The sequence below is a fragment of the Enterococcus sp. DIV1094 genome (genome assembly GCF_017316305.2).
Lineage (GTDB): Bacteria > Bacillota > Bacilli > Lactobacillales > Enterococcaceae > Enterococcus_B > Enterococcus_B mangumiae.
Genome location: NZ_CP147250.1, coordinates 138,833 through 163,678, shown reverse-complemented (window position 1 = coordinate 163,678; position 24,846 = coordinate 138,833). Strand labels below are relative to the sequence as shown.

Below are 24,846 nucleotides of genomic sequence, written 5' to 3'. Positions count from 1 at the left end.
AAATTTAAAAAATGATGGATTACTTAATTGCTCAAAATGGTGGAATGGTATTTGCGGTATTAGCAATGGCAACAGCAACGATTTTTTCTGGTATCGGTTCAGCTAAAGGTGTAGGGATGACTGGTGAGGCTGCTGCAGCATTGACGACGAGTCAACCGGAAAAATTCGGTCAAGCGTTGATTTTACAATTACTACCTGGTACGCAAGGTCTTTATGGATTCGTTATCGCCTTCTTGATCTTCATCAATCTAAACGGAGATATGTCCGTTGTCCAAGGATTGAATTTCTTAGGCGCTTCACTACCGATCGCCTTTACTGGTTTGTTTTCTGGTATCGCCCAAGGGAAAGTGGCTGCTGCGGGTATCCAAATCTTAGCGAAGAAACCAGAACATGCAACAAAAGGGATCATCTATGCTGCGATGGTTGAAACATACGCAATCTTAGGATTCGTTATTTCTTTCTTATTAGTGTTGAATGCTTAAACGAGGAGGAAAATAAATGAACGCCATTGATAACATCATTCAGCAAATGAATGAAACAGCAGAAGCAGAACGAGCGGCGTTTGAAAAAGCAGAGCGTGAAAAAATCGATCAGCAAGTAACAAGCGAACGTGCGCGTTTAGAAGCAGAATACGAAAAATCAAAAGCGAGAGAACTTGAAGAAATCGAAAAAAATTATCGTCAATTAAGAAATCGCCAACAGGTCGAAGTACGTCAAGCGACACTTAATGAAAAACAAGAGTTTTTACATCGCTTGTTTACTGAAGCTCGGCAAGAATTAGAAAACTGGTCAGTAGAAGACCAACTTTCTTTCATGTTCGAGATGGTGCAGACATTATCTTTGTCTGGCGATGTTTCCTTATTTGCTGGAGAAAAGTCTGCTGCCATTCTAACAAATGAAGTGTTGGAAACGTGGAATCAAATCTTGCCCTTCACCTTGCACTTGGGTGAACGAACGATTGCAAAAGAAGCGGGATTTTTGATCGATGATCAAGGTGTCCAATACAATTTTATCTACAGTGATCTGGTTCAAGAAGTGCAAGAACAAATGCGCTTTGAGATTGCGAAACAACTATTCGAGTAAGGAGGGATCGTTGAATGGAATATCATGAATTAAATCCCTTGATTCGTGGAAGAGAGTTAGAACTCTTATCAAAAGAAGACTTCGAACGCATGATTCAAGCAAAGTCATTGGAAGCACTAGGGGAGATTTTAAAAACAACGATTTACCATCCTTACATCTATGAAGGCTTTGAACGCGATTTTGAGGCAAATCTGTTAGCAGAATCAGCTAAATTATTTACTTGGTTGAAAGAATCAGCACCAGAACCCGAAGTCGTATGGGTCTATACGATGCGCTATACGTTCCATAATTTAAAAGTCTTGACCAAAGCGGAGATGACTGGCAAAAATTTGGATCATCTCTATCGTAATGATGGGTTTTATTCTTGCGAAACATTGAAGCAGGCGATCCATACACAAACTTCTACAGAATTGCCACCGCAGTTGTTGGACAGTATTCGTGAAGTCCATGAATATTGTGAAGAATCATCGGTACTACAAGGGATCGATGTCATCTATGACCGCTATTTCTTGACGGAACAACGCCGTCTTGGAGAGAAACTCGGCTATCCGGAATTGCTGGAAGAAATCATCGCATTTATCGATTTGACCAATATCACAACGATGGCACGAGGCATCTTACAGCAACGTTCGAGCGGGTTTATGACGGCAGTACTATCAAGTTCAGGAAGCATTCCGAAAGAAGCGTTTTTAACTTTTGTCAAAAGTGATCTCGAGGCGTACCTATCCTTTTTACAAACAACGGATTATCGTGAATTGATTGAGCCAGCTGTCCGTGAAGGTGAATTAGATTTTGTGCAACTTGAACAAATCAAAGACAACTACTTGTCCTCACTTTATCAAGCAGCACAGACGCAAGCTTTTGGTCCGTTGCCTTTACTTGCTTTCTTGAATGCAAAAGAAATCGAGAGCAAAAATCTTCGGCTATTAGTGATCGGCAAAAAAAATCAGTTCGATAATGAAACGATCAGAGAAAGGGTGAGACAAGTCTATGACGCATAAAATCGGTGTCGTTGGCGACAAAGATTCTGTTTTACCATTTAAATTATTTGGATTTGATGTGCAATATGCGACAGAACCACAAGATGTGAGGAGCGCCATCGAACGAATGGCAAAAAACTCGTATGGTGTCATTTATGTGACCGAACAAGCGGCAACATTGACACCTGAAACGATTGAACGTTACAAAGAATCGATGACACCCGCAATCGTCCTTATCCCTAGCCATCAAGGAACAATGGGGATCGGTGTGGCAGAGATCCAAAAGAGTGTGGAAAAAGCAGTTGGACAAAATATCTTATAGAATGTAAAGGAGATAGTGCATTGCAAATTGGAAAAATCATAAAAGTCTCCGGCCCTCTCGTGATGGCAAAAAATATGTCAGATGCCAGTATCCAAGATATGTGCTTAGTGGGAGAGTTAGGAGTAATCGGTGAGATCATCGAGATGCGTGGAGATGTCGCATCAATACAAGTATACGAAGAAACTTCAGGGATCGGCCCTGGCGAACCAGTACGTTCAACAGGGGAAGCTTTATCAGTTGAACTAGCACCGGGGATCATTTCACAAATGTTTGACGGGATTCAACGTCCTTTAGATACATTTATGGAGTTGACACAAAGCAACTTTTTAAGCCGTGGGGTGCAATTACCTGCATTAGACCACGAAAAAAAATGGTGGTTCGAAGCAACTGCTGAAATTGGACAAGAAGTTCGCACAGGAGATGTCATTGGTGTTGTGGATGAAACGAAGATCATCAAACACAAAATCATGGTACCTCATGGTGTCAAAGGAAAAATCACTAAAATCGAAGCAGGCTCATTTACGATTGATGAAGTAGTCTGCGTGATCGAGACGGAAGACGGCTTACGTGAATTGACGATGCTACAAAAATGGCCGGTCAGACGTAGTCGCCCTATCAAAGAAAAACTGAATCCAGACGCACCGATGATCACTGGACAACGGGTCATCGATACCTTTTTCCCAGTGACAAAAGGCGGAGCTGCCGCTGTTCCTGGTCCTTTTGGTGCCGGTAAAACAGTCGTTCAGCACCAAATCGCCAAATGGGCGGATGTGGACATGGTCGTGTATGTCGGTTGCGGCGAACGTGGCAACGAAATGACGGATGTATTGAATGAGTTTCCAGAATTGATCGATCCTAATACAGGGGAATCATTGATGGAACGTACCGTATTGATCGCCAACACGTCGAATATGCCGGTAGCAGCTCGTGAGGCGTCGATCTATACAGGGATCACGATTGCGGAATATTTCCGTGATATGGGGTATGATGTGGCGATCATGGCAGACTCAACGTCTCGCTGGGCAGAGGCGTTACGAGAGATGAGTGGACGTTTAGAAGAAATGCCTGGCGATGAAGGGTATCCTGCTTATTTAGGTTCTCGCTTAGCAGAATATTATGAACGTTCAGGACGTGTCATTGCTTTAGGTTCTGAAGAACGTGAAGGAAGCATTACAGCAATCAGTGCAGTTTCGCCATCTGGTGGAGATGTCTCAGAACCAGTGACACAGAATACGTTACGTGTGGTGAAAGTATTCTGGGGACTAGATTCTAGTTTAGCGCAAAAGCGTCATTTCCCATCGATCAACTGGATTCAAAGCTATTCTCTTTACTCATCAGAAGTCGGACGTTATATGGATCAGATCCTACAAGAGAATTGGTCAGAGATGGTAGCAGAAGGAATGCGTATCTTACAACAAGAAGAACAGCTGAATGAAATCGTCCGCCTTGTCGGTGTCGATTCACTTTCTGACAACGATCGTTTGACTCTTGAAGTAGCCAAATCCATTCGTGAAGATTATTTACAGCAAAATGCCTTTGATGATGTGGATACATTTACTTCCAGAGAAAAACAATTCAAAATGTTGAAATTAGTTCTTTCCTTTGGCGAAGAAGCACGTCAGGCGATCTCATTAGGTGCTTATTTGAGTGAGATCATGAAAGGAACTGTCGCATTGAGAGAACGGATCGGCCGTAGCAAATTCGTGCCGGAAACAGAATTAGCCAAATTAGATGAGATCCAAGCAAGTATCAAACCAACGATCCAAGCAATCGTTTCAGAAGGAGGAATGACCGATGATTAAAGAATATCGAACGATTGGCGAAGTAGTCGGTCCTTTGATGGCGGTAGAAAAAGTCGCTGGTGTAAAATATGAAGAATTGATCGAAGTACGTATGCAAAATGGCGAGATTCGTCGTGGACAAGTACTCGAAGTACAAGAAGACAAAGCGATGGTCCAGATCTTTGAAGGAACGAGTGGAATCAACCTCAGAGATTCATCCGTCCGCTTTTTAGGACATCCATTGGAATTAGGGGTTTCTGAAGATATGATCGGTCGTGTATTTGACGGGTTAGGTCGACCAAAAGACAATGGGCCAGAAATCTTGCCAGAAAAATACTTGGACATCAATGGCGAAGTAATCAATCCAGTGGCGCGTGATTACCCCGATGAGTTTATCCAAACGGGAATCTCGGCGATCGATCATTTGAACACGTTGGTCAGAGGACAAAAATTACCAGTGTTTTCTGGCTCTGGATTGCCACACAAAGAATTAGCAGCCCAAATAGCAAGACAAGCAACAGTGCTGGATTCTTCCGATGATTTTGCCGTTGTTTTTGCAGCAATCGGGATCACCTTTGAAGAGGCAGAATTCTTCATGGAAGATTTCCGCCAAACAGGGGCGATCGATCGCTCTGTGATGTTCATGAACTTAGCAAATGATCCAGCCATCGAACGGATCGCAACACCTCGCATGGCTTTGACTGCGGCTGAATATTTAGCCTATGAAAAAGGAATGCATGTCTTAGTCATCATGACGGATATGACCAACTACGCCGAAGCGTTGCGAGAAATCTCAGCGGCACGTCGGGAAGTACCAGGTCGACGTGGATATCCAGGGTATCTTTATACCAACTTGGCAACTTTATATGAACGTGCTGGGCGCATTCGTGGCTTAAAAGGTTCTGTGACACAGATCCCAATTTTGACCATGCCAGAAGATGATAAGACACATCCCATCCCTGACTTGACTGGCTATATCACTGAAGGACAGATCATTTTGACGAGGGAATTGTATAAGAGTGGGATCCAACCGCCAATCGATGTGTTGCCTTCCCTTTCTCGGTTAAAAGATAAAGGGACAGGTGAAGGAAAGACGAGAAAAGATCATGCAGCAACCATGAACCAATTGTTTGCGGCATATGCTCAAGGAAAACAAGCGAAGGAACTAGCTGTTGTTTTAGGTGAATCTGCGTTGTCAGATGTGGACAAGATCTATGCAAAATTTGCGGAACGTTTTGAAAAAGAATATGTCAATCAAGGTTTTTATACGAATCGCTCGATCACTGAGACGTTAGACCTTGGCTGGGAGCTTTTAGCGATGCTTCCACGAACAGAATTAAAACGGATCAAAGACGATTTGCTTGACCAGTACCTGCCAGAAGGAGAGTGAGTGTCAGATGGTTCGATTAAATGTTAATCCGACACGGATGGAATTGACACGACTCAAAAAACAATTGACGACCGCGACGAGAGGGCACAAACTGTTAAAAGATAAGCAAGATGAATTGATGCGTCAATTCATCTTGCTGATTCGCAAAAACAATGAATTGCGCCAAACAGTAGAAAAAGAAATGACCGCAGCTATGAGCGATTTTGTCCTTGCGAAAGCTTCATTGCCTGAAGCATTCATTGATGAATTGTTTGTCTTGCCAGCAGAAAATGTCGAGTTATCTGTGATCGAAAAAAACATCATGAGCGTCAAAGTCCCAATCATGAATTTTGAATACGACGAACAGTTAGGCGAAGCACCTGTAGAATATGGCTATTTGAATTCAAATGCGGAATTAGATCGTTCGATCGATCGTTTCACCTCATTTCTTCCTAAGCTGCTTGAGTTGACGGAAATCGAGAAGACCTGTCAATTGATGGCTGGTGAAATCGAAAAAACACGTCGAAGAGTCAATGCATTAGAGTACATGACGATCCCGCAACTGGAAGAAACGATCTATTATATCAAAATGAAGTTAGAAGAAAATGAACGAGCGGAAGTGACTCGTTTGATCAAAGTAAAAAATATGGGGAACGATGATTAAATAGTCCCAATCATTTTATCGTTCGATCGTACGAAACTCCGAAGAATAAGTTGTAGACGCTAAAATATTTTTTCTGTTTTGACGTTTATGGCTTACTTCAATAGGAGTTTTTTCTTATTTTGTATTTTTGTTTTTCCCTCGTTGGTTGAAAATTACTGAAAGCAAACGAAGCGATAGAAGGGATGTAAAAGTCTCAAATTCTTTGCCAGAATAACAAAAACAGGGTAAGATAAAGAATAAAAATAGGGAGTTATCAATAGATTTCTTTTTATATCTGTGGGAATATAGCTGCTTTTCTATGTTCTTTACGAAGAGGGTTAGTACCCTTAGAGGAGTGATTCGAATTAAACAGAAGTTCACAAAACAACTGTCACCAGTCCAATTGATCGCTGTTGGCTTTTTTCTTTTGATTTTGGTTGGTGGCAGCTTACTTTCTTTGCCTTTTTTCAGTAAGAGCGGTGAAGCGACCAATTACATCGACGCATTGTTTACCGCAACTTCAGCTGTTTGTGTCACTGGGTTGACCACTTTGAACACGGCGGCACATTGGAACGAAGCAGGGCAGTTTTTGATCATGATCTTGATTGAGATCGGTGGTTTAGGCTTTATGATGATCCCTATTATTTTCTTTGCAGTAGCTAAGAAAAAAGTCAGTTTTAGTATGCGGATCTTATTAAAAGAAGCTCTGAACCTTGAAATCATGTCTGGCGTGATGAGTTTGATGCTTTATATCTTGAAATTTGCGCTGGTGATCCAAGCGCTGGGTGCTTTTGCCTTGAGTTTCACGTTTGTACCGTCCTACGGCTGGGCGAAGGGGATTTGGTTCAGTATCTTTCATGCGGTGTCGAGTTTTTGTAATGCAGGTTTTGACTTATTAGGTAATAGCTTGGCTGATGATCAGCCAAACGTCTATTTACTAATGGTGGTTTCTGCGTTGATCATTGCTGGCGGGTTAGGCTTTATTGTCTGGCGTGATTTACTCAGCTATCATAAGGTGAAAAAAATCACCTTGCACTCAAAAATCGCATTGATCGTGACTGGCGTGTTATTAGTGGGCGGTTTTGTTGTCTTTTTCTTTACAGAACGAAATGGCATCCATCTAGTTGAAGGTACTTATCTGGAACGTTTAGCGAATACGTTCTTCATGAGTGTCACACCAAGAACAGCCGGTTACTATTCGATCGACTATTTACAAATGAGTCATGCAGGATTGATGCTGACGATGATCTTGATGTATATCGGTGGAACATCAGGTTCAACAGCGGGCGGACTAAAAACCACCACGTTAGGTATCTTAGTGATTCAAATGCACGCGACGTTTAAAGGAAAAACAAGAGCAGAAGCTTTTGGACGAACGATTCGTCCAGCAGCAGTGCTTCGGGCATTAACGTTATTCTTCATCACATTATCTTTATGTATGTTAGCGATAATGGTTTTGTCTGTGACGGAGACGATCCCAGAGACTTCAGGCATCGAATACATCGCTTTTGAAGTGTTCTCAGCATTTGGAACAGTCGGTTTGACGATGGGACTGACACCCGACCTGACAGAAATCGGAAAACTGATCATCATGTCATTGATGTATATTGGACGTGTAGGCATTTTGACTGTCTTTTTCTCTTTACTTGTCAAAGGAAATCGAACAGAAGCAAAATATAAATATCCAGAAGAAAGTGTACTGATCGGGTAACTGTGACTGATCAAAAATAAAAGCAGAAGAAGCAAACACAACGTGTAAGCTTCCTCTGCTTTTTTGCAACGTTTTATTTTGTACGGATTACTTCGATCTTATAGCCATCAGGATCGACAACGAAGTAATAAGAAGGAGCAGTTCCAGGAAGTCCTTTCAAGTCAGTCACGTTAAAGCCTTCTGCTTGATGTTTTTCATGAAGTGCTTCCAAGTCATCCGCTGAAATAGCGATATGACCATAGCCGTTTCCTAAGTCGTATCCTTCATGGTCATAGTTGTAAGTCAACTCTAATTCGTAATCATCTCCTGGTAAAGTCAAGTAAACCAGTGTGAATTTGTTTTCTGGAAAATCACGACGGCGACTTTCTTCAAAACCAAATGCTTTTTGATAAAATTCTAAAGAAGCATCAAGATCTTTTACACGTACGCAAGTATGAGCCATTTTCATAAATAAATCTTCCTTTCTGTTTCTACCTTTTCCTATTTATCATATCAAAAAATACATGTACAATATGGGTTTGTGCTTGTTTATGAGAAAACTCTCATGTAGAATAGAAAGAAAAAGATGAGAGGATATAACCTATGGAAAAACCAATGTTTGGCGAAAAAGACGAGTCTGCAAACTACCAAGACCGTTATGCAGCGTATATCATTGTCGAATCACATGAGAAAATCGCAATGATCGAAGCGCCAAATGGTGCCTTTTTTCTACCTGGAGGTGAAAAAGAGGGAGAAGAAACCAACGAAGAAGCGATTGCTCGTGAATTGTTAGAAGAGATGGGGATAAGGGCGGAGATTGCTTGTTATTTAGGCGAAGCCGCAGAGTATTTTTACTCAAAGCATCGAAAAACATATTATCATAATCCTGGCTATTTTTACGTGGCAAAAAGCTGGCAGGAGGTGGGGGAACCAATTGAAACAGATCAATCGATCTGGTGGGTCACTCCTGAAACTGCTTTGGAGAAATTGAAGCGAGGGAGCCACCGTTGGGCAGTCGAGCAATGGCTAGCGCTGAACAATTGAACAGCAAAAAACAGCTCATCAGAGAGTCAGCATTTCGACCCTCTCAATGAGCTGTTTCTTATTCATTGGTCTTATAAGACATATTTTTTGATTGCTTCGGCAACACCGTGTTCATCGTTCGTTGCAGTGATCACGTTGGCAGCTTCTTTTATCAATGGCACAGCATTTCCCATTGCCACACCTAATCCAGCGTATTCGATCATCGACAGATCATTCTCGTTATCGCCGATCGCCATGATCTCATCTTGATTGATTCCTAGATGTTGCGCTAAGTTAGCAACAGCCGCTCCTTTACTTGCCTCTTTGTTCAAGATCTCAAAATAGAAAGGGGAACTCTTGACAGTCGTATATTTTTCGCGGAATGTTTGCGGTAAACGAGCGATTGCCGCATCTAAAATCTCTGGCTCGTCGATCATCATCATTTTCACGATACTCATGTCAGGGGTCATTTCATCCGCTGTCCGATATTTCAACGGCATATTGACTAAAAATGCTTCATGGACAGTGTAAGGGCTGATGTCACGATTTGTAGTATAGATCGTTTGATCATCGATGGAATGTAAATGACTGCCTACACGTCTTGCCATCACTTCGATCTCTAAGAAATCTTCGTAAGTTAAGCCATGACGAGCGATGATCTTACCTGATTTTGTTTGTTGGACCAAAGCTCCATTATAAGTGATCACATAATCATTATCTTGGTATAATCCTAATTCATTCAATTGATTTTTGACACCTGGAAGAGGTCGACCTGTACATAGGACGATCGCCACGTTTTTTTCCACAGCGCTTGCAATTGCTTCTTTGACTTCTTGTGTGATTTCTCTTTTTTCATTTAAAAGGGTGCCATCGATATCGATAGCGACTAATTTGATAGACATAATGTTCTCCTTAGTTAGTTTATTTCTTCAATCAATGCGCCATTATGGATATGACGCGCAAATTCTTGATAGGTTTCGTCAAAAAGATCATAGTGATTACGCAAGGAAGGATCAACCATTTCTTTTGGAAAGAAGAAACGTTCATCTCCTTGTTCTTGCCCTGCTAATGCAGCAACTAATTGACTGACCTCTGATAATTCTACCAAAGTTCCGTCATTTCGCAAGATTTCGATTTGTGTTCGATGTCTGCCTTCTTCAGGACGATAAAAGTCATAAGGAAGATCATAACTGGAATTGATCGCCGTATAATAGTTAGGATTGTAGCCCACTTTTTCAACTAAAGAAGTCAGTTCAGCAATCAATGGCGACTGACGATCACCAGAAAACATCGCGGATTTCAATGGTTTACGATTCAAAAAACGTTTGGCTAAATCACTGAGGATCGGATCAGACGAGTCCGTCCATTGCGTGAAACAAGTATTCAACACCCCATCATCTAGCTTGAGATATTCCTCTAAACTAAAGGTACCATCTAAAAATGGTAGAAGGAGCTGTGAATGTCGTGCAAAGCTATCATCTTCTTGATGATAAAGTTCATGGGCGCGATGCAATAGATGCTCTAACACAACTTCCATGCCACGTGAAACGGGATGGAAATACACTTGGACGTACATTTGATAACGACTGACGATATAATCTTCTACCGCATGCATCCCATTCATAGAAAAGGCGATGCCTCCTTGATAGGGGCGAATCACACGCAAGATCCTCGTTAAATCGAATGTCCCATATTCCGTACCGGTAAAGTAGGCATCACGTAAAAGGTAATCCATGCGATCAGCGTCGATCTGACTAGAGATCATTTGGACGACTTGTGGATTTGGATAGGTTTTTTGGATCACGCTAGCCACTTTTTCAGGGAAGCCTTCTTCGACACGATTCAAAATCTGGTAGACTTCGGTTTCTGGCGAAGTGATGATCTCAACAGTGATTGCTTCATGATTGGTTTGGAAAATATGTTCAAATGTATGTGAATAAGGTCCGTGACCAATATCGTGGAGTAAGGCGGCACATAATGTGACTAAACGTTCCCGATCATCCCAACCAGAAGGACCGATTTTTTCAATGGAGAAATTTCTTGAAAAAATATCACAGATGCGACGAGAGATTTCGTATACACCCAACGAATGAGTAAAACGACTATGTTCTGCGCCATGAAAAGTAAATGACGAAGTACCGAGTTGTTTGATCCGCCGTAATCGTTGGACTTCTTTAGAATTGATCAAATCTAAAATTACTTGATGCTGCACATGGATATAGTTATGCACAGGATCTCTAAACACTTTTTCCATCGGTAACATTTTATATTTATAAGGTGTTGTCATAAGCCACCTCCTTTAGTGCATTTCGTTGGTTCATACGTTCGATTTGTACTTGCCACTCATCGGGTGAGACATTGGCTTTTTGCCAAGCGTCAGAGTCCATCGAAATACTTGTTGGATACATTGTATCAAATGCCTTGATAAATGACTCTTTTACTTGCACGATCGTCAATGACGTAGCGAATAACTCTTCTAATGTCGCCATACTGGTTGGTCTCACGGCAGGGTAGCCATCCGTACCAAATTGTTCTTTCAACGCTTGTTGATAAAATTGCCGCATCAATTCGCCACGTCTTTCTTGGTCACCATTCACGCTAAGGTACATCATGACTGAAATCCCGTTTTTAATGCGACGTTGGGCAATCCCGGCAAATTTTTTACCATCGATACTAAGGTCATACGTACCTGGACAGTAGGACTCTTTGATTTCATAGGCTTCTATTTTGTCGGCGTAAACAGGAAAAGCTTGGCGAGTCAGAGCGAGCATCTTTTCGTAGCCTTCATCGATCGAGATCTTATTCTCATCCTCTTGCGGGAAAATCAATGAGATATTCAAGATTCCTTGATCCGAAATGATGCCAAGTCCACCGGCATTGCGGATCACTGGAGTAAATCCCGCATGTTGGATAGCCTTTATCCCATCAGCTAAAAAGGGTGTCCGAGTATCTTTCATACCAAGAATAACTGTCTGTTGATATTGCCAAAAATGTAGAAAAGTTTGTTGCTTTTTTTTTGAATTCTCTGTTAAAATATCCGTTAAAGCAAACGGAGAAAAATCATTTGTGTGGTAGACTTCTTGATCCAAAATGATGGATGTCATGTACTCAGCTCCTAGTTAAATCTGTTTGAGAACGGGTGCTTTACCTATCTTTTATTTGAACTTAGGTGTGACGAGAGGCTCATGTCACAGCCACCAAATCGTTATAATACAATAGGAGTATCACGCCCACTTCCTTCATTATACTCCAAATTATTAAAGAAGAGAGGAAAAAAGTTATCCGCTCTTTAGACCTGTCGGTTGACAAATCAATGGAAAGTGGGAACAATGTAGCTATGAGAAAAGGAGAATGTCTAATGGAACGATCTGGATTACCGATTTCGATACAATTACGTACGAAGGTGAAACAACAAGGAGAACAACAAGATTTTTATTTTGATCTGAAAGGACAGATGGTCAAAATTGGCGATACCTTATACATACGCTATAAAGAGATCCAAGAAGGACAGGAAGAGATTCCTGTCACAATCAAGATCATGCCAGATGGGCACGTTCAATTGATCCGTGCTGGTGAAATGCGTATGCGTTTGAAATTTGCCTATCGTGAACGCCTGGAGACTCATTATCGGACCCCTTACGGAATGATTCAAGTCGACACATTCACGAAGGAATTACACGTCAGTCTAAAAGATCGACCAACCGCTGGCAAAGTCATGATCGAGTACGATTTATTCATGGGAATAGAAAAAATAGGTGAATATGAGATGGTCTTAGATTTTACTGCATAAAATAGCAAAGAAACGTTTGATTTTTTACCTGTGATTTTGTATGATAAGGAGTAGACTGTGAAAGGACGTGTCCTGATTGGAAATTAGTGTATTTGAAGGTGCAAACAAAAACGAATTATCAATGATCGAAGTCGCACACGCGATCTTAGAGCAGCGTGGTGATGTGATGGACTTTTCTGATTTAGCAAATGAGATCCAAACTTATCTTGGCAAATCAGATAGTGACATTCGTGATTCACTCGCACAATTTTATACTGACTTAAATATTGACGGTAGCTTTATTTCATTAGGCGACAATCGTTGGGGCTTGCGTTCATGGTATGCCATTGATTCAATCGATGAAGAAGTCAACCATGGAATCGACGAAGAAGACGAGGATACACCACGTCGTCGTAAACGCAAAAAAGTCAATGCCTTTATCAATGATGACGAAGATGCCATCGATTATAATGATGACGACCCAGAAGATACTGATTTGTCTGATGAAGACGATGATGATCTATTTGAAGACGAAGACGACGATGATGAAGAAATCGCTGCATACAACTCTGACTTACAAGAAATCGGTGCTGATACTGGTGATGATGAAGAAGAAATCCCAGGAAACATCGAAGAAGATCTAAGCATTATCGAAGACGATGATGATGAAGAAGATGAAGAGTTCGAAGACGAAGATTTCCCAGAAGAATAAAAAGGGAAACTACTCGAAGCTGCAAGTTGCTTATAACTAAGCATACTTGCAGTTTTTTTGTGTTTGACTAAGTAGTGCTTCTACCAATACTCGGTGTTCTTGATCATAAGAACTAGTTCATCTCAGCGAATCTTTTTTCATTTCCTGTAAAAAGGAGTATGATGAAAATGAAACTGAGACACGATAATCAAAATAGAAGGAGACGATCGATATGTTAGATGATCAACTAAAATGTCCCAATTGTCAGACGAAATTCTATTATAATGAAGTAAGTAACGTCGTGGAGCACCAGGAAAAGGAAATGCCGATCCGCTGTCCTGAATGTAATGAAGTGGTCAAAAAGAAACTTTCTCATGGCTACTTTGTCACTTACAAAGAAACTGATTTTTCAAAATTGGACGATGAAGTTGAGGAAACGCCGAAACAGTATAAAAATCTGAAAACTGGAGCAGTGATCAGTGCAGAGGAATATCAACAAATGATCCAGCGACATGACTTATCTGTGAATGGTCCGATGAGTTCGGAATTGATGGGCGGCATGAATATGTTGATTGAAAATGAAGAGTTGAACGAAGAAGAACGTATGGAAAATTATGTCCCATATGACTAAAAAGCGAAAAGCTGTTGAAGAGCCGAAGAAACGGCTCTTTTTTCTTGTGAAAAATCTGTTGAAAGGAGAAGTCAAGAAATAAAAACAATTGTTTTATAAAAGTTTTCTTTGCGTCAGTGGCTATTTCCGATTATGATAATAGACAGAAGAATAACAAATAAATAGGAGTAATCGATGAAAAAATCAATACGAATAAAAGTAATCAGTTGTCTTGGTGTTTTATTTGCGTTGTTCCTGTTGGTCAATCTGTCACCAAAAGAGCAAACGTCTTTAAATCTTTCAATACAAAGTGAAGCAAATACATATCGAACGATGTCCAGTAAGTTGGACTTTGATCAACTGCTTCGTGTCATTTCAAGAGAGTTTCAACTGACGGAAGAACAAGCAAGAAAACATATAGGCTATACTGAGCAAATGGCGCAAAGCGCAATACATAATGGCACAACCTATCGTGTCTTTTCTCAAAACATAACTGTTAACAGAGTATACCAACCAAGTTTGTTGTTGTACTGTGAAACGAGTGAAAGTGGAAATTTTCGGGCAATCAAGTCGATTTTGTCTGTCCAGTTGAAAACAACCAACCCAGGATTGGAGAAACATTTTTCGGGGGATGTATTTGCCTATTTAGAAGATCCTAACCGGATATTCTATACGATAAATGGTGATTTCTATGATCAAAAAACAGCAACTTTAAGAAACGGCTTAACACTTCGTCGAGGCGATGGTGTGACAGAGCGCTATGATCCTGGACCTTTATCAAATCATTTCTACTATAGTTACATAGAAGATTGGTTTACTTTTTAAAATCCCATGATGAGTAAGTTGATTAAAAGAAAAAACGAGTGATTAGTAACTCGACATACTGACGTATTATGTTACGGTATTTTGGTATCATGATTTTGTCCCCAAAAATACTAGTTAACGATTTTAGAAAATTAGTTTGATAATTTGAACACAAATGACTCTAACAGCCCTTTTTATGATAAGTATTAAATTAGGTCCTTCTTTTGATAAAATTCTAAATGTAACACTATATTTAATCATAAAAAGGAAGAAGGCGTTATCATGAAAAAAGTTTTCAGTTTAAAAGTATCGTTTTTTTTGTTATTGTTGATGTTAGGAAGTATAGTACCATCAGGAGTTAGTGTTTACGCTTCAGATAATTACACTGAAGAGGTGTATGTAGATTTGAAGTCTGAAGAGTCATTTGATGAAGAACAAGTAGAACAATTAGTTGTTGAAATATCTAAAAATTATCCAGAATTATCTAAGGAATATCTCCGAGATGGTGTTTATAAACAATTGCGAGGAGATTATACTATAGATCCAATTAGTACGGATCAAGGTGTATACATAACAGACCCATCATTAGCGCTGAGATCACCTTGGCAAGGAATTACTGTCAATCAAATGGGAGCATTTATTGATACTGCGATTGGGATAGCTATTGGTGGCGCTATTGGAGGACTTGCTGCGGCTATGAAAAAAGTTGGAAAACATGCTGCTATATCTGCAGTAAAAGCAGCGTTAATAAAATATGGAATGGTTGGTGGATTTATCACACAAAATGTAATTGATTTTGTGTTTAATTTGAATTCTCCAGGTGCTTATTTAGCCAAATATTGGGATCAACGTGATAAAGTCCCCAATAATGGACGTATTAATTTTTAATGTTATAAAGGTGGGGTAATTATGAAGGACCTTAAAATTATTTTGGGTGCTTTTCTACTAGTATTACTTTTTAACTGGGGTCTATCTCATCTATTAAATAGACAATTTAAGTGGTGGATAACACTAGGTATGTATGTAGGATTTTCACTCGTCTATTTTGCTAATTCAAGCAAAAAGAACAAGTAGGGATTTTTAATGAAACTGAAAAGTATCTAGGACAAAGGTAAAATTGACTTTTTACTTTATCATAAAATCGAATAAACGACGGCCTATAGAAGCAACATCCTTGAAAATAAGACGCCATCCACAAAATTTGAAGAACAATTTTTGTGGATAAGCGTCTGTTTCTCTGGGTAAAACACTGTTGTCTCGATCTCTTTATTAAGTATGCCAAGTGTGAAAATAAGTTAAATAGCAAAGAAACGATGATGGAATCTGATTTGTTGAAAAAGAGGTTAGTTCTATTATTCATATTTTTCATTGAAGGTCATATAAAAGAATAATATTTGGCAAATATAGAATGATGTATGGAAAGAAAGTCAGTCAGTCATCAAAAATAAATCAATCCCATAAAGAAATCAAAAAAAGCAGTTTTCCTAGATAGGAAAACCGCTTTTTTCTTAGAATTTTGAAAGCAAAATCCTTGCAAATATGCTAAGATAACATTAGACGCGTCCTGAGGGAATCGAACCCCCGTCTCAAGAACCGGAATCTTACGTGATATCCACTACACTAAGGACGCAAGCACTGCAACAATTGTATCGAAATCAAAAATAAATTACAAGGGGAATGGGCAAAAAAATGAAATTTGAACAAAATTTTTCACAAAAACAACAACAAACACAAAAACTTGCCATGACACAGCAACTACAACAGTCCATCCAAGTCTTGCAGTACAACAGCGAAGAGCTTTTAGCTTTTGTTGAAAACCAGGCATTGGAAAACCCCTTAGTAGAAGTAGTCGAACCGGATTGGCAACCCGATTATCAAAAACGAAGCACTAGTTATGATGGGGAAGAAACGAGTTATCTGAACCAAATTCCTGATACGACAGGTTCACTTTTTGAATCGTTGATCGATCAAGTCCATTTGAACTACCGAGATACTTTTTTACGAAAGTTGATTTTATATCTGATTGAATACATTGACCTGAATGGCTTTTTGACGATTCCTTTAGAAGAAGCGATTCATCAGACCAATGCGACACCAATCCAAATGCTTGATGCGTTGACATTGATACAACAATTAGAACCCGCGGGTGTTGGTGCCCGAAGTTTACAAGAATGCTTGATGTTACAAACAGAAAGAGATGATTATGCCCCCGAATTGGCTTACATCGTCTTGGAAGAATGGTTCGATCAGTTAGTGGATCGCAAATGGAAAGAGATCGCGCAACATTTTTCGATTCCATTAAGCGACGTGCAACGGATCTTCGACTATATCCAAACCCTTAGTCCAAGCCCTGGCAGAGTATTTGACCATAGTAGTGGCTTGTATATCATTCCAGATGTCAAAGTCATTGTGCAAGGTGAAGAAGTCCAAGTCGTCTCGAATCGTGGCAATCAACCGAATGTTCGCTTTCAAGAAGCTTATTTTCAACAAATGCAAAAAAAAGCAGACAAAGAAACGCAAGCCTATCTAAAAGAACGTAAACAAGAATTTGAGTGGCTACAAAAAACGATTTTACAGCGGGGCGATACGATCATGCGTGTAGCACAGATCATCGTTTCACGCCAAAAAGAGTTTTTTACGAACGTAGCACGTCCGATTCGACCATTGACCTTAAAAGAGGTAGCAGAAGAGATCGATGTCCATGAATCGACTGTCAGTCGAGCAGTGAATGGCAAATATCTTGAAACCGAGTTCGGGGTCTTTGAATTGAGAAAGTTTTTTACAACAAGACTGCAACCGACAAACACAGAAAGTTCCGAAGACCTATCCGCTGATACAGCTAAGAAAAAAGTCAAAGAATTGGTGGATGCTGAAGATAAAAGCAAGCCGTTATCAGATCAAAAATTAGTTGAACTGCTTAAAAACGAGAAAATTTCGATTTCTCGCCGGACAGTTGCTAAATATCGTGACTTGTTAGGAATCCCTAGTTCATCGAAAAGAAAACGGTATGATAAGTAAAGGAAAGCAAGACTAGAAGAATCTTAAACATTTTTCTAGTCTTTTTTTGTTGATAAAAAAGGATAAAACTGGTAGACTAAGTCATGTGAGGTTGAGATTTTCCTATATGAGAACGTGCAAGTTGGAAAGTCCGATTTATTTTTTTAGATCACATGGGTCGTTTTGAGTCTACATTGGACAAAAAGTGTCCAACTAAGGAGATCGCTATGTTAGATGAATTGAAACTGATTGAAGCTGTTGCACCAGACATCATGGATGTTTTGCAAGAACGTTATAAGATTTTGCGCAATATTTACTGGATGCAGCCAATTGGTCGTCGTAGTTTATCGGAAAGCATGGGCATGACCGAACGTGTTTTACGAACAGAAACGGATTTGCTCAAACAACTTGAACTGATCAACGCCTCTAAAAGTGGTATGACGCTGACAAAAAAGGGAGAAGAAGTCTATCAAAGCCTCGAAAGCTTTATGGACCAACTTCTAGGAATGCATCAGATCGAAATGAAACTATCTGAGTATTTTGGGAATCAGCGCTGTATCGTTGTTTCTGGAAACAGTGAACAACAACCAAAAGTAGCAGATGCTTTTGGCGAAGCCTTAGACGAATCTTTGAATCTATTACTTCCAGAAGGTGATAATATCATCGCAGTCATGGGAGGAACAACGATGGCGATCGTCGCAGAGCAACTGACCAGCTTAGAAAATAGCAAACGCCATAACTTGTTTGTACCCGCAAGAGGTGGGATCGGCGAGGCGATTACTGTACAAGCGAACTCAGTCAGTGCTAGAATGGCTACAAAGGCAAATGGAAAACACCGAGCATTGTATGTGCCGGAACAATTAAGCTTGGCTACTTACAATTCACTACTCAATGAGCCGTCTATACAAGAAGTGTTAAACTTGATAAGTGAGGCAAATTGTGTTATTCATAGTATTGGACGGGCGTTGCATATGGCAGCGCGACGAAAGATGAATGAAGAAGAATTGCTGATGTTGAAACAGGCCAATGCCGTTGCGGAATCTTTTGGCTATTTCTTCAATGAAAAAGGAGAAGTGGTGTATAAAGTCCCTCGAATCGGCATCGAATTAAAAGACTTAGCAAAGGTTCCCATCATTCTTGCAGTTGCAGGAGGGAAAGCCAAAGCCAAAGCGATTCGAGCGTATATGAATAATGCACCAAAACAAACGTGGCTCATTACCGATGAAGCCGCTGCAAATGAGATTTTAAAAGGGGTATCCCTTTAAAATAAATATTTTTTTGATTTTCATAAGGAGGAAATCTTAAATGACAGTTAAAGTAGGTATTAATGGTTTTGGACGTATTGGACGTCTAGCATTCCGTCGTATCCAAGATGTAGATGGAATCGAAGTAGTAGCAATCAACGATTTGACAGATGCTAAAATGTTGGCACACTTGTTAAAATACGATACAACTCAAGGACGTTTCAACGGAACAGTTGAAGTTCACGAAGGTTCATTCAACGTAAACGGAAAAGAAGTTAAAGTTTTAGCTAACCGTAACCCTGAAGAATTACCTTGGGGCGAACTAGGCGTAGACATCGTTCTAGAATGTACTGGTTTCTTCACTTCAAAATCAGCTGCTGAAAAACATTTAACAGCTGGTGCTAAACGTGTTGTTATCTCAGCTCCTGGTGGCGATGATGTACCAACAATCGTTTACAACACAAACCATGAAACATTAACTGGTAAAGAAACAGTTATCTCTGGTGCTTCATGTACAACTAACTGTTTAGCTCCTATGGCTAAAACATTGAACGACAAATTTGGTGTTGTTGAAGGATTAATGACAACTATCCACGCTTACACAGGTGACCAAATGACTCTTGACGGACCTCATCCTAAAGGTGACTTCCGCCGTGCACGCGCTGCTGCTGCAAACATCGTTCCTAACTCAACAGGTGCTGCTAAAGCTATCGGCTTAGTAATCCCTGAATTGAACGGTAAATTAGACGGAGCTGCTCAACGTGTACCAATCGCTACAGGTTCATTAACAGAATTAGTTACAGTTCTTGATAAAAACGTAACTGTTGATGAAGTTAATGCAGCAATGGAAGAAGCAGCAAACGAATCTTACGGTTACAACACAGACGAAATCGTTTCTTCAGATATCGTTGGTATGACTTTCGGTTCATTATTTGATGCTACTCAAACAAAAGTAATGACTGTTGGCGACAAACAATTAGTTAAAACTGTTGCTTGGTACGACAACGAAATGTCATACACTGCACAATTAGTACGTACTTTAGAATACTTCGCTAACTTATAAGATAAATCGTACAAGTGTAACCTATATCCATGTACACTTAAAAGCGGGGAAGCAATCGCGCTTCTCCGCTTTTTTTGATAAGATGTTTATTTAGGAGGAAATCAAATGGCTAAGAAAACAGTCAAAGATATTGATTTAAAAGATAAAAAAGTCCTTGTCCGTGTTGACTTCAATGTTCCTTTGAAAGACGGCGTCATCACTGATGATACACGTATCAAAGCAGCGTTACCAACAATCAATTATGTGTTGGAGCAAGGCGGAAAAGCGATTCTTTTCTCTCACCTTGGACGTGTGAAAACAGAAGAAGATAAAGAAGGAAAATCTTTAGCACCAGTTGCAAAACGTTTAGGCGAATTGCTAGGTAAAGAAGTGACTTTCGTTCCTGAAACTCGTGGTTCAGAATTGGAAACAGCGATTGCTGACATGAAAGATGGCGACGTAGTTGTTTTTGAAAACACTCGTTTTGAAGACATCGACGGCAAAAAAGAAAGCAAAAATGACGCTGACTTAGGTAAATACTGGGCTTCTTTAGGCGATGTATTCGTCAATGACGCTTTTGGTACAGCTCACCGCGCGCATGCTTCTAACGTAGGGATCGCTTCAACAGGTATCCCAACAGTTGCTGGATTCTTGATGGACAAAGAAATCAAATTCATCGGCGAAGCAGTCGAAGAACCAAAACGTCCGATGATCGCGATCTTAGGTGGAGCGAAAGTTTCAGATAAAATCGGTGTCATCGAAAACTTGATTCCTAAAGCAGACAAAATTTTGATCGGCGGTGGAATGACTTACACATTCTACGAAGCAAAAGGCATCAAAATCGGTAACTCTTTAGTTGAAGCGGATAAAGTAGCTTTAGCAAAAGAATTGATCGAAAAAGCTGGCGACAAACTAGTTTTACCGATCGACAACGTGTGTGCGCCTGAATTCTCAAATGATGTGGAAACACAAGTCATCGAAGGCGACATTCCTGAAGGCTTGATGGCATTAGACATCGGACCTGCTTCTGTTAAACTATTTGCTGATACATTGCAAGGAGCAAAAACAGTTGTATGGAACGGACCAATGGGCGTATTCGAAATGAGTAACTTTGCCAAAGGTACAATCGGTGTTTGTGAAGCAATCGCTAACCTTGAAGATGCAACAACGATCATCGGTGGCGGTGACTCAGCAGCTGCTGCTGAACAATTAGGTTTCGCAGATAAATTTACTCACATCTCAACAGGTGGCGGTGCAAGTTTAGAATTGCTTGAAGGTAAAGAATTACCTGGTCTAGCTGCGATCAACGACAAATAAGCATTAAATCAATGAACAAATAAAATGGTGAGAGGATAACCAACAGATTGCTCAAATCTGTGATCCTCTTTCATTCTGAATAGGAGTGCATATCATGCGTAAACCAATTATCGCTGGTAACTGGAAAATGAACAAAACTGCATCTGAAGCAAAAGATTTCGCAGAAGCAGTAAAAAACAACATCCCTTCAAATGATAAAGTAGATTCAGTTATTGGATCTCCAGCATTATTCTTACAAGAATTAATGGCTTCAGCTGAAGGTACAGAATTAAAAATCGCTGCACAAAACTCTTTCTGGGAAAACTCAGGTGCATTCACTGGTGAAACATCTCCAGCAGCTTTAGCTGACTTAGGTGTTCAATATGTGATCATCGGACACTCAGAGCGTCGTGAATATTTCCACGAAACTGACGAAGATATCAACAAAAAAGCAAAAGCGATCTTCGCAAACGGCATGATCCCAATTCTTTGCTGTGGTGAGTCATTAGAAACTTACGAAGCAAACAAAACTGCTGAGTGGATCGAAGGACAAATCACTGCTGGACTTGAAGGCTTAACAGAAGGTCAAGTAAGTAATCTAGTTATTGCTTACGAACCAATCTGGGCAATCGGTACAGGTAAATCAGCAGATGCTCAAATCGCTGACGAAATCTGTGGCGTGGTACGTCAAACAGTTGAAAAACTTTACGGCAAAGAAGTATCAGAAGCAGTACGCATCCAATACGGTGGTTCTGTAAAACCTGAGAACATTGCTGAATACATGGCGAAAGAAAATGTGGATGGCGCATTAGTTGGCGGAGCTAGCTTAGAAGCGGATTCATTCTTAGCATTACTTGACGCTGTAAAATAATTCTTGAAAATTTGTGAAAAATGCAAGAAATGTTTGCACTAAGACACAAAATTAACTAAAATCGTATATGAGGGAAATCCCTTAGGAAAAAACCAAACTCAAAGGAGAGACAAAACATGTCAATTATTACTGATGTTTACGCTCGCGAGATTCTAGACTCACGCGGTAACCCAACAATCGAAGTAGAAGTATACACAGAAAGCGGTGCTTTCGGCCGTGGAATGGTTCCTTCAGGTGCTTCAACTGGTGAATACGAAGCAGTTGAATTACGTGACGGAGACAAAGCTCGTTACGGCGGTAAAGGTGTAATTAAAGCTGTTGACAACGTAAACAACATCATTGCTGAAGCAATCATTGGCTACGATGTACGTGACCAAATGGCTATCGACAAAGCAATGATCGCTTTAGACGGAACTCCTAACAAAGGTAAATTAGGCGCGAACGCTATCTTAGGCGTATCAATCGCTGTTGCTCGTGCAGCTGCTGATTACCTAGAAGTGCCTTTATACCACTACCTAGGCGGATTTAACACAAAAGTATTGCCAACTCCAATGATGAACATCATCAACGGTGGATCACATGCGGATAACTCAATCGACTTCCAAGAATTCATGATCATGCCTGTTGGCGCGCCAACATTCAAAGAAGCTTTACGTATGGGTGCGGAAGTATTCCATGCATTAGCTGCAATCTTGAAATCTCGTGGATTAGCAACTTCAGTTGGTGACGAAGGTGGATTCGCTCCTAACCTTGGTTCAAACGAAGAAGGTTTCGAAGTAATCATCGAAGCAATCGAAAAAGCTGGCTATGTTCCTGGTAAAGACGTTGTTCTTGCAATGGACGCTGCTTCTTCAGAATTCTACGACAAAGAAAAAGGTGTTTACGTATTAGCTGACTCAGGCGAAGGCGAAAAAACAACTGACGAAATGATCAAATTCTACGAAGAATTAGTATCTAAATACCCAATCATCTCAATCGAAGATGGATTAGACGAAAACGACTGGGACGGATTCAAGAAATTGACAGAAGTTCTAGGCGACAAAGTTCAATTAGTGGGTGACGACTTGTTCGTAACAAACACTGAAAAACTTGCTGAAGGTATCGAAAAAGGAATTGCTAACTCAATCCTTATCAAAGTTAACCAAATCGGTACTTTGACAGAAACTTTCGAAGCAATCGAAATGGCTAAAGAAGCTGGTTACACTGCAGTAGTTTCTCACCGTTCTGGTGAAACAGAAGATTCAACAATCTCTGATATCGCAGTTGCAACAAACGCTGGCCAAATCAAAACAGGTTCTCTTTCACGTACTGACCGTGTTGCAAAATACAACCAATTATTACGTATCGAAGACCAACTTGGTGAAGTTGCAGAGTACAAAGGTTTGAAATCTTTCTACAACTTAAAAAACAAATAATCAAATGATTGTAAAAATGCCCTTCTTGTGTCGTATGACATGAGAGGGGTATTTTTTTGGTTTTCTTAGAGATAAAAGCGACCAATCAACTATAAGTAAGGTAGTTCGTAGTCAATAGGTTTGATCATGGACGGTGAAAACAATCGCACTGTGAAAACGATTCGACTTTTTACGATATGAAAACCGAAAAATATATAACCTTTCTTTTTGGTTTCTACTATGTTATAGTCTATTGATACTCAACACGACGAACAATTCCTCATTATTTCATCCTCATCATCTGTTTTTCATCCTCAATCAATGCGCCAGCTATTATTGACGTCACTAGCACATGTGTTTAAATAAGCAAAAACATGTGAAATATCCTGTTCTAACAAAAATGAGTGTAAGGACTAAGATCAGCAGTCATCTACTGAAGCACCAGCAGTCATTTGAATTATTTTTGGCAACCATGACTGACAGAACAATTGAAATGAAAACTTCTTGAGTCAAAGACCTAGAGATGTGTCTTACAAGTAAACAAAAATAGTAAATCTAGTTCATAGGAAATGTTAAGTTTCGATCGTGTAACAAAGAATTATGGGAAGGATTATCCTTTTTTTAAAAAAGAGTTGAATGTTCGGATAAACCGTCCACGGGAATTTAATGTAAACTGATTTTGTGAAAAAAATATTAAATTCTGGGGGCTATCCAACAATGAAAAAAAAGGTATCAATGACAATTCTATTATCAACTTTGTTGTTAGTAGGTAGTAAACCACTCTTGGTAAATGCATCCGAGGTAAATAGTGAAAAACAAATTCCGATTGAAGTGCAAGAAGGAAAATTAGCGATCACTTTCGACGAAGGCACAACGAATAAAGTGGATTTCAAACTATCAGATTTTGACTTGAATTCAGATGTACGAAAACAAACGAAGACCTTGAAAGCAACCGCCACAGTAAATAATACAAAATCTGAAGATGTTTTTGTGAACATTTTTGCAAAACTTGACCAATATGGGAATGGACTAGATGTACAGCCTTCTAATCCGTATCTTCAAGCACAACAGGTAATGAGAATGAGCTCAACGAAAATTGAAAAAGATTTCGATGTCATTTTAGATGCAAATGATTATGTCTGGCGATCAAACAGAGATGATAGCGTCAAAATCATTTTAACAGCACAAGAAGTGAATAATCCTTGGGGGAGTAATCCTGAGTAAAAGTAATTATTGC

25 protein-coding genes and 1 tRNA gene are annotated in these 24,846 nt (G+C 40.0%); 21 read left to right on the top strand and 5 right to left on the bottom strand.

Annotated elements, in window-relative coordinates; genetic code table 11:
• Positions 1-11: 11 nt before the first annotated feature.
• The 8 genes from DOK79_RS00810 (at position 12) to DOK79_RS00775 (ending at position 7,889) form a co-directional block, all read left to right on the top strand.
• Positions 12-482, top strand: coding sequence for a V-type ATP synthase subunit K (locus tag DOK79_RS00810; protein WP_206853497.1), 471 nt, complete (start codon positions 12-14; stop codon positions 480-482).
• 16 nt (positions 483-498) lie between these two features.
• On the top strand, positions 499-1,083 hold the full coding sequence (locus DOK79_RS00805) for a V-type ATP synthase subunit E (RefSeq protein WP_206853500.1): 585 nt from the start codon (positions 499-501) through the stop codon (positions 1,081-1,083).
• Positions 1,084-1,097: 14 nt separating this feature from the next.
• Complete coding sequence (locus DOK79_RS00800) at positions 1,098-2,084, top strand: V-type ATPase subunit (protein WP_206853502.1); 987 nt, start codon at positions 1,098-1,100, stop codon at positions 2,082-2,084.
• Positions 2,074-2,385 carry a V-type ATP synthase subunit F gene (locus DOK79_RS00795; RefSeq protein ID WP_206853505.1) on the top strand — a complete coding sequence of 104 codons (312 nt, stop codon included), beginning with the start codon at positions 2,074-2,076 and terminating at the stop codon, positions 2,383-2,385. Before DOK79_RS00800 ends, DOK79_RS00795 begins: the two co-directional genes overlap by 11 nt.
• Before the next feature lie 20 nt (positions 2,386-2,405).
• On the top strand, positions 2,406-4,187 hold the full coding sequence (locus DOK79_RS00790; protein ID WP_206853508.1) for a V-type ATP synthase subunit A: 1,782 nt from the start codon (positions 2,406-2,408) through the stop codon (positions 4,185-4,187).
• Complete coding sequence (locus tag DOK79_RS00785; protein WP_206853510.1) at positions 4,180-5,556, top strand: V-type ATP synthase subunit B; 1,377 nt, start codon at positions 4,180-4,182, stop codon at positions 5,554-5,556. The genes DOK79_RS00790 and DOK79_RS00785 overlap by 8 nt, the downstream gene beginning before the upstream one ends.
• Positions 5,557-5,563: 7 nt before the next feature.
• A complete protein-coding gene (locus tag DOK79_RS00780) occupies positions 5,564-6,199 on the top strand; it encodes a V-type ATP synthase subunit D (RefSeq protein ID WP_206853511.1) in 636 nt (211 codons plus the stop codon).
• 343 nt (positions 6,200-6,542) lie between these two features.
• The gene (locus DOK79_RS00775; RefSeq protein WP_422392105.1) at positions 6,543-7,889 is read left to right on the top strand and encodes a TrkH family potassium uptake protein; all 1,347 of its coding nucleotides are present in this window, start codon (positions 6,543-6,545) and stop codon (positions 7,887-7,889) included.
• Between the two features lie 73 nt (positions 7,890-7,962).
• Here the strand turns inward: DOK79_RS00775 and DOK79_RS00770 are convergent, their stop codons facing one another.
• Complete coding sequence (locus DOK79_RS00770) at positions 7,963-8,337, bottom strand: VOC family protein (protein ID WP_206853516.1); 375 nt, start codon at positions 8,335-8,337, stop codon at positions 7,963-7,965.
• A 134-nt stretch (positions 8,338-8,471) separates the two neighbouring features.
• Between DOK79_RS00770 and DOK79_RS00765 the strand changes: the two genes are divergently transcribed.
• Positions 8,472-8,912, top strand: a complete 441-nt coding sequence (locus tag DOK79_RS00765; protein ID WP_206853519.1) for an NUDIX domain-containing protein — start codon at positions 8,472-8,474, stop codon at positions 8,910-8,912.
• Positions 8,913-8,983: 71 nt separating this feature from the next.
• On the opposite strand, the gene yidA is transcribed toward DOK79_RS00765, so the two are convergent.
• From yidA to DOK79_RS00750, 3 genes are read right to left on the bottom strand one after another with little or no spacing between them, the layout of a single operon-like run.
• Positions 8,984-9,793 (bottom strand): sugar-phosphatase, encoded by an 810-nt coding sequence (yidA, locus tag DOK79_RS00760; protein WP_206853522.1) that lies wholly within the window; start codon positions 9,791-9,793, stop codon positions 8,984-8,986.
• 14 nt (positions 9,794-9,807) lie between these two features.
• Positions 9,808-11,178: an HD domain-containing protein gene (locus DOK79_RS00755; protein WP_206853523.1), complete on the bottom strand. Its 1,371-nt coding sequence runs from the start codon at positions 11,176-11,178 to the stop codon at positions 9,808-9,810.
• Positions 11,162-11,995, bottom strand: coding sequence for a lipoate--protein ligase family protein (locus DOK79_RS00750; RefSeq protein WP_206853525.1), 834 nt, complete (start codon positions 11,993-11,995; stop codon positions 11,162-11,164). Before DOK79_RS00750 ends, DOK79_RS00755 begins: the two co-directional genes overlap by 17 nt.
• A 254-nt stretch (positions 11,996-12,249) precedes the next feature.
• Here DOK79_RS00750 and DOK79_RS00745 point away from each other — a divergent pair, with 254 nt between their 5' ends.
• The 5 genes from DOK79_RS00745 to DOK79_RS00725 all read left to right on the top strand — a co-directional run bounded on the left by DOK79_RS00745 (position 12,250) and on the right by DOK79_RS00725 (position 15,653).
• The gene (locus DOK79_RS00745; RefSeq protein WP_066026358.1) at positions 12,250-12,681 is read left to right on the top strand and encodes a DUF1934 domain-containing protein; all 432 of its coding nucleotides are present in this window, start codon (positions 12,250-12,252) and stop codon (positions 12,679-12,681) included.
• A gap of 76 nt (positions 12,682-12,757) precedes the next feature.
• Positions 12,758-13,372, top strand: coding sequence for a DNA-directed RNA polymerase subunit delta (gene rpoE, locus DOK79_RS00740; protein WP_108143628.1), 615 nt, complete (start codon positions 12,758-12,760; stop codon positions 13,370-13,372).
• A 211-nt stretch (positions 13,373-13,583) separates the two neighbouring features.
• Positions 13,584-13,982, top strand: coding sequence for a hypothetical protein (locus DOK79_RS00735; RefSeq protein ID WP_206853527.1), 399 nt, complete (start codon positions 13,584-13,586; stop codon positions 13,980-13,982).
• A 174-nt stretch (positions 13,983-14,156) separates the two neighbouring features.
• Positions 14,157-14,786 carry a hypothetical protein gene (locus tag DOK79_RS00730; protein WP_206853529.1) on the top strand — a complete coding sequence of 210 codons (630 nt, stop codon included), beginning with the start codon at positions 14,157-14,159 and terminating at the stop codon, positions 14,784-14,786.
• Between the two features lie 261 nt (positions 14,787-15,047).
• Positions 15,048-15,653 (top strand): hypothetical protein, encoded by a 606-nt coding sequence (locus DOK79_RS00725; protein ID WP_206853531.1) that lies wholly within the window; start codon positions 15,048-15,050, stop codon positions 15,651-15,653.
• A 670-nt stretch (positions 15,654-16,323) separates the two neighbouring features.
• Here the strand turns inward: DOK79_RS00725 and DOK79_RS00720 are convergent.
• A tRNA-Arg gene (locus DOK79_RS00720) sits at positions 16,324-16,395 on the bottom strand.
• Positions 16,396-16,454: 59 nt separating this feature from the next.
• Between DOK79_RS00720 and rpoN the strand changes: the two genes are divergently transcribed.
• The 7 genes from rpoN (at position 16,455) to DOK79_RS00685 (ending at position 24,833) form a co-directional block, all read left to right on the top strand.
• Positions 16,455-17,783, top strand: a complete 1,329-nt coding sequence (gene rpoN / locus DOK79_RS00715; RefSeq protein WP_206853532.1) for an RNA polymerase factor sigma-54 — start codon at positions 16,455-16,457, stop codon at positions 17,781-17,783.
• 152 nt (positions 17,784-17,935) lie between these two features.
• A complete protein-coding gene (locus DOK79_RS00710) occupies positions 17,936-19,027 on the top strand; it encodes a sugar-binding transcriptional regulator (RefSeq protein WP_206853537.1) in 1,092 nt (363 codons plus the stop codon).
• A gap of 40 nt (positions 19,028-19,067) precedes the next feature.
• Positions 19,068-20,069, top strand: a complete 1,002-nt coding sequence (gene gap / locus DOK79_RS00705) for a type I glyceraldehyde-3-phosphate dehydrogenase (protein WP_206853540.1) — start codon at positions 19,068-19,070, stop codon at positions 20,067-20,069.
• 105 nt (positions 20,070-20,174) lie between these two features.
• Positions 20,175-21,365: a phosphoglycerate kinase gene (locus DOK79_RS00700; protein ID WP_010734863.1), complete on the top strand. Its 1,191-nt coding sequence runs from the start codon at positions 20,175-20,177 to the stop codon at positions 21,363-21,365.
• A 94-nt stretch (positions 21,366-21,459) separates the two neighbouring features.
• Positions 21,460-22,215 carry a triose-phosphate isomerase gene (gene tpiA, locus DOK79_RS00695; RefSeq protein ID WP_206853542.1) on the top strand — a complete coding sequence of 252 codons (756 nt, stop codon included), beginning with the start codon at positions 21,460-21,462 and terminating at the stop codon, positions 22,213-22,215.
• A 116-nt stretch (positions 22,216-22,331) separates the two neighbouring features.
• On the top strand, positions 22,332-23,630 hold the full coding sequence (eno, locus tag DOK79_RS00690; RefSeq protein WP_206853545.1) for a phosphopyruvate hydratase: 1,299 nt from the start codon (positions 22,332-22,334) through the stop codon (positions 23,628-23,630).
• Positions 23,631-24,326: 696 nt separating this feature from the next.
• Positions 24,327-24,833, top strand: a complete 507-nt coding sequence (locus DOK79_RS00685; RefSeq protein WP_206853548.1) for a hypothetical protein — start codon at positions 24,327-24,329, stop codon at positions 24,831-24,833.
• Positions 24,834-24,846: the final 13 nt, after the last annotated feature.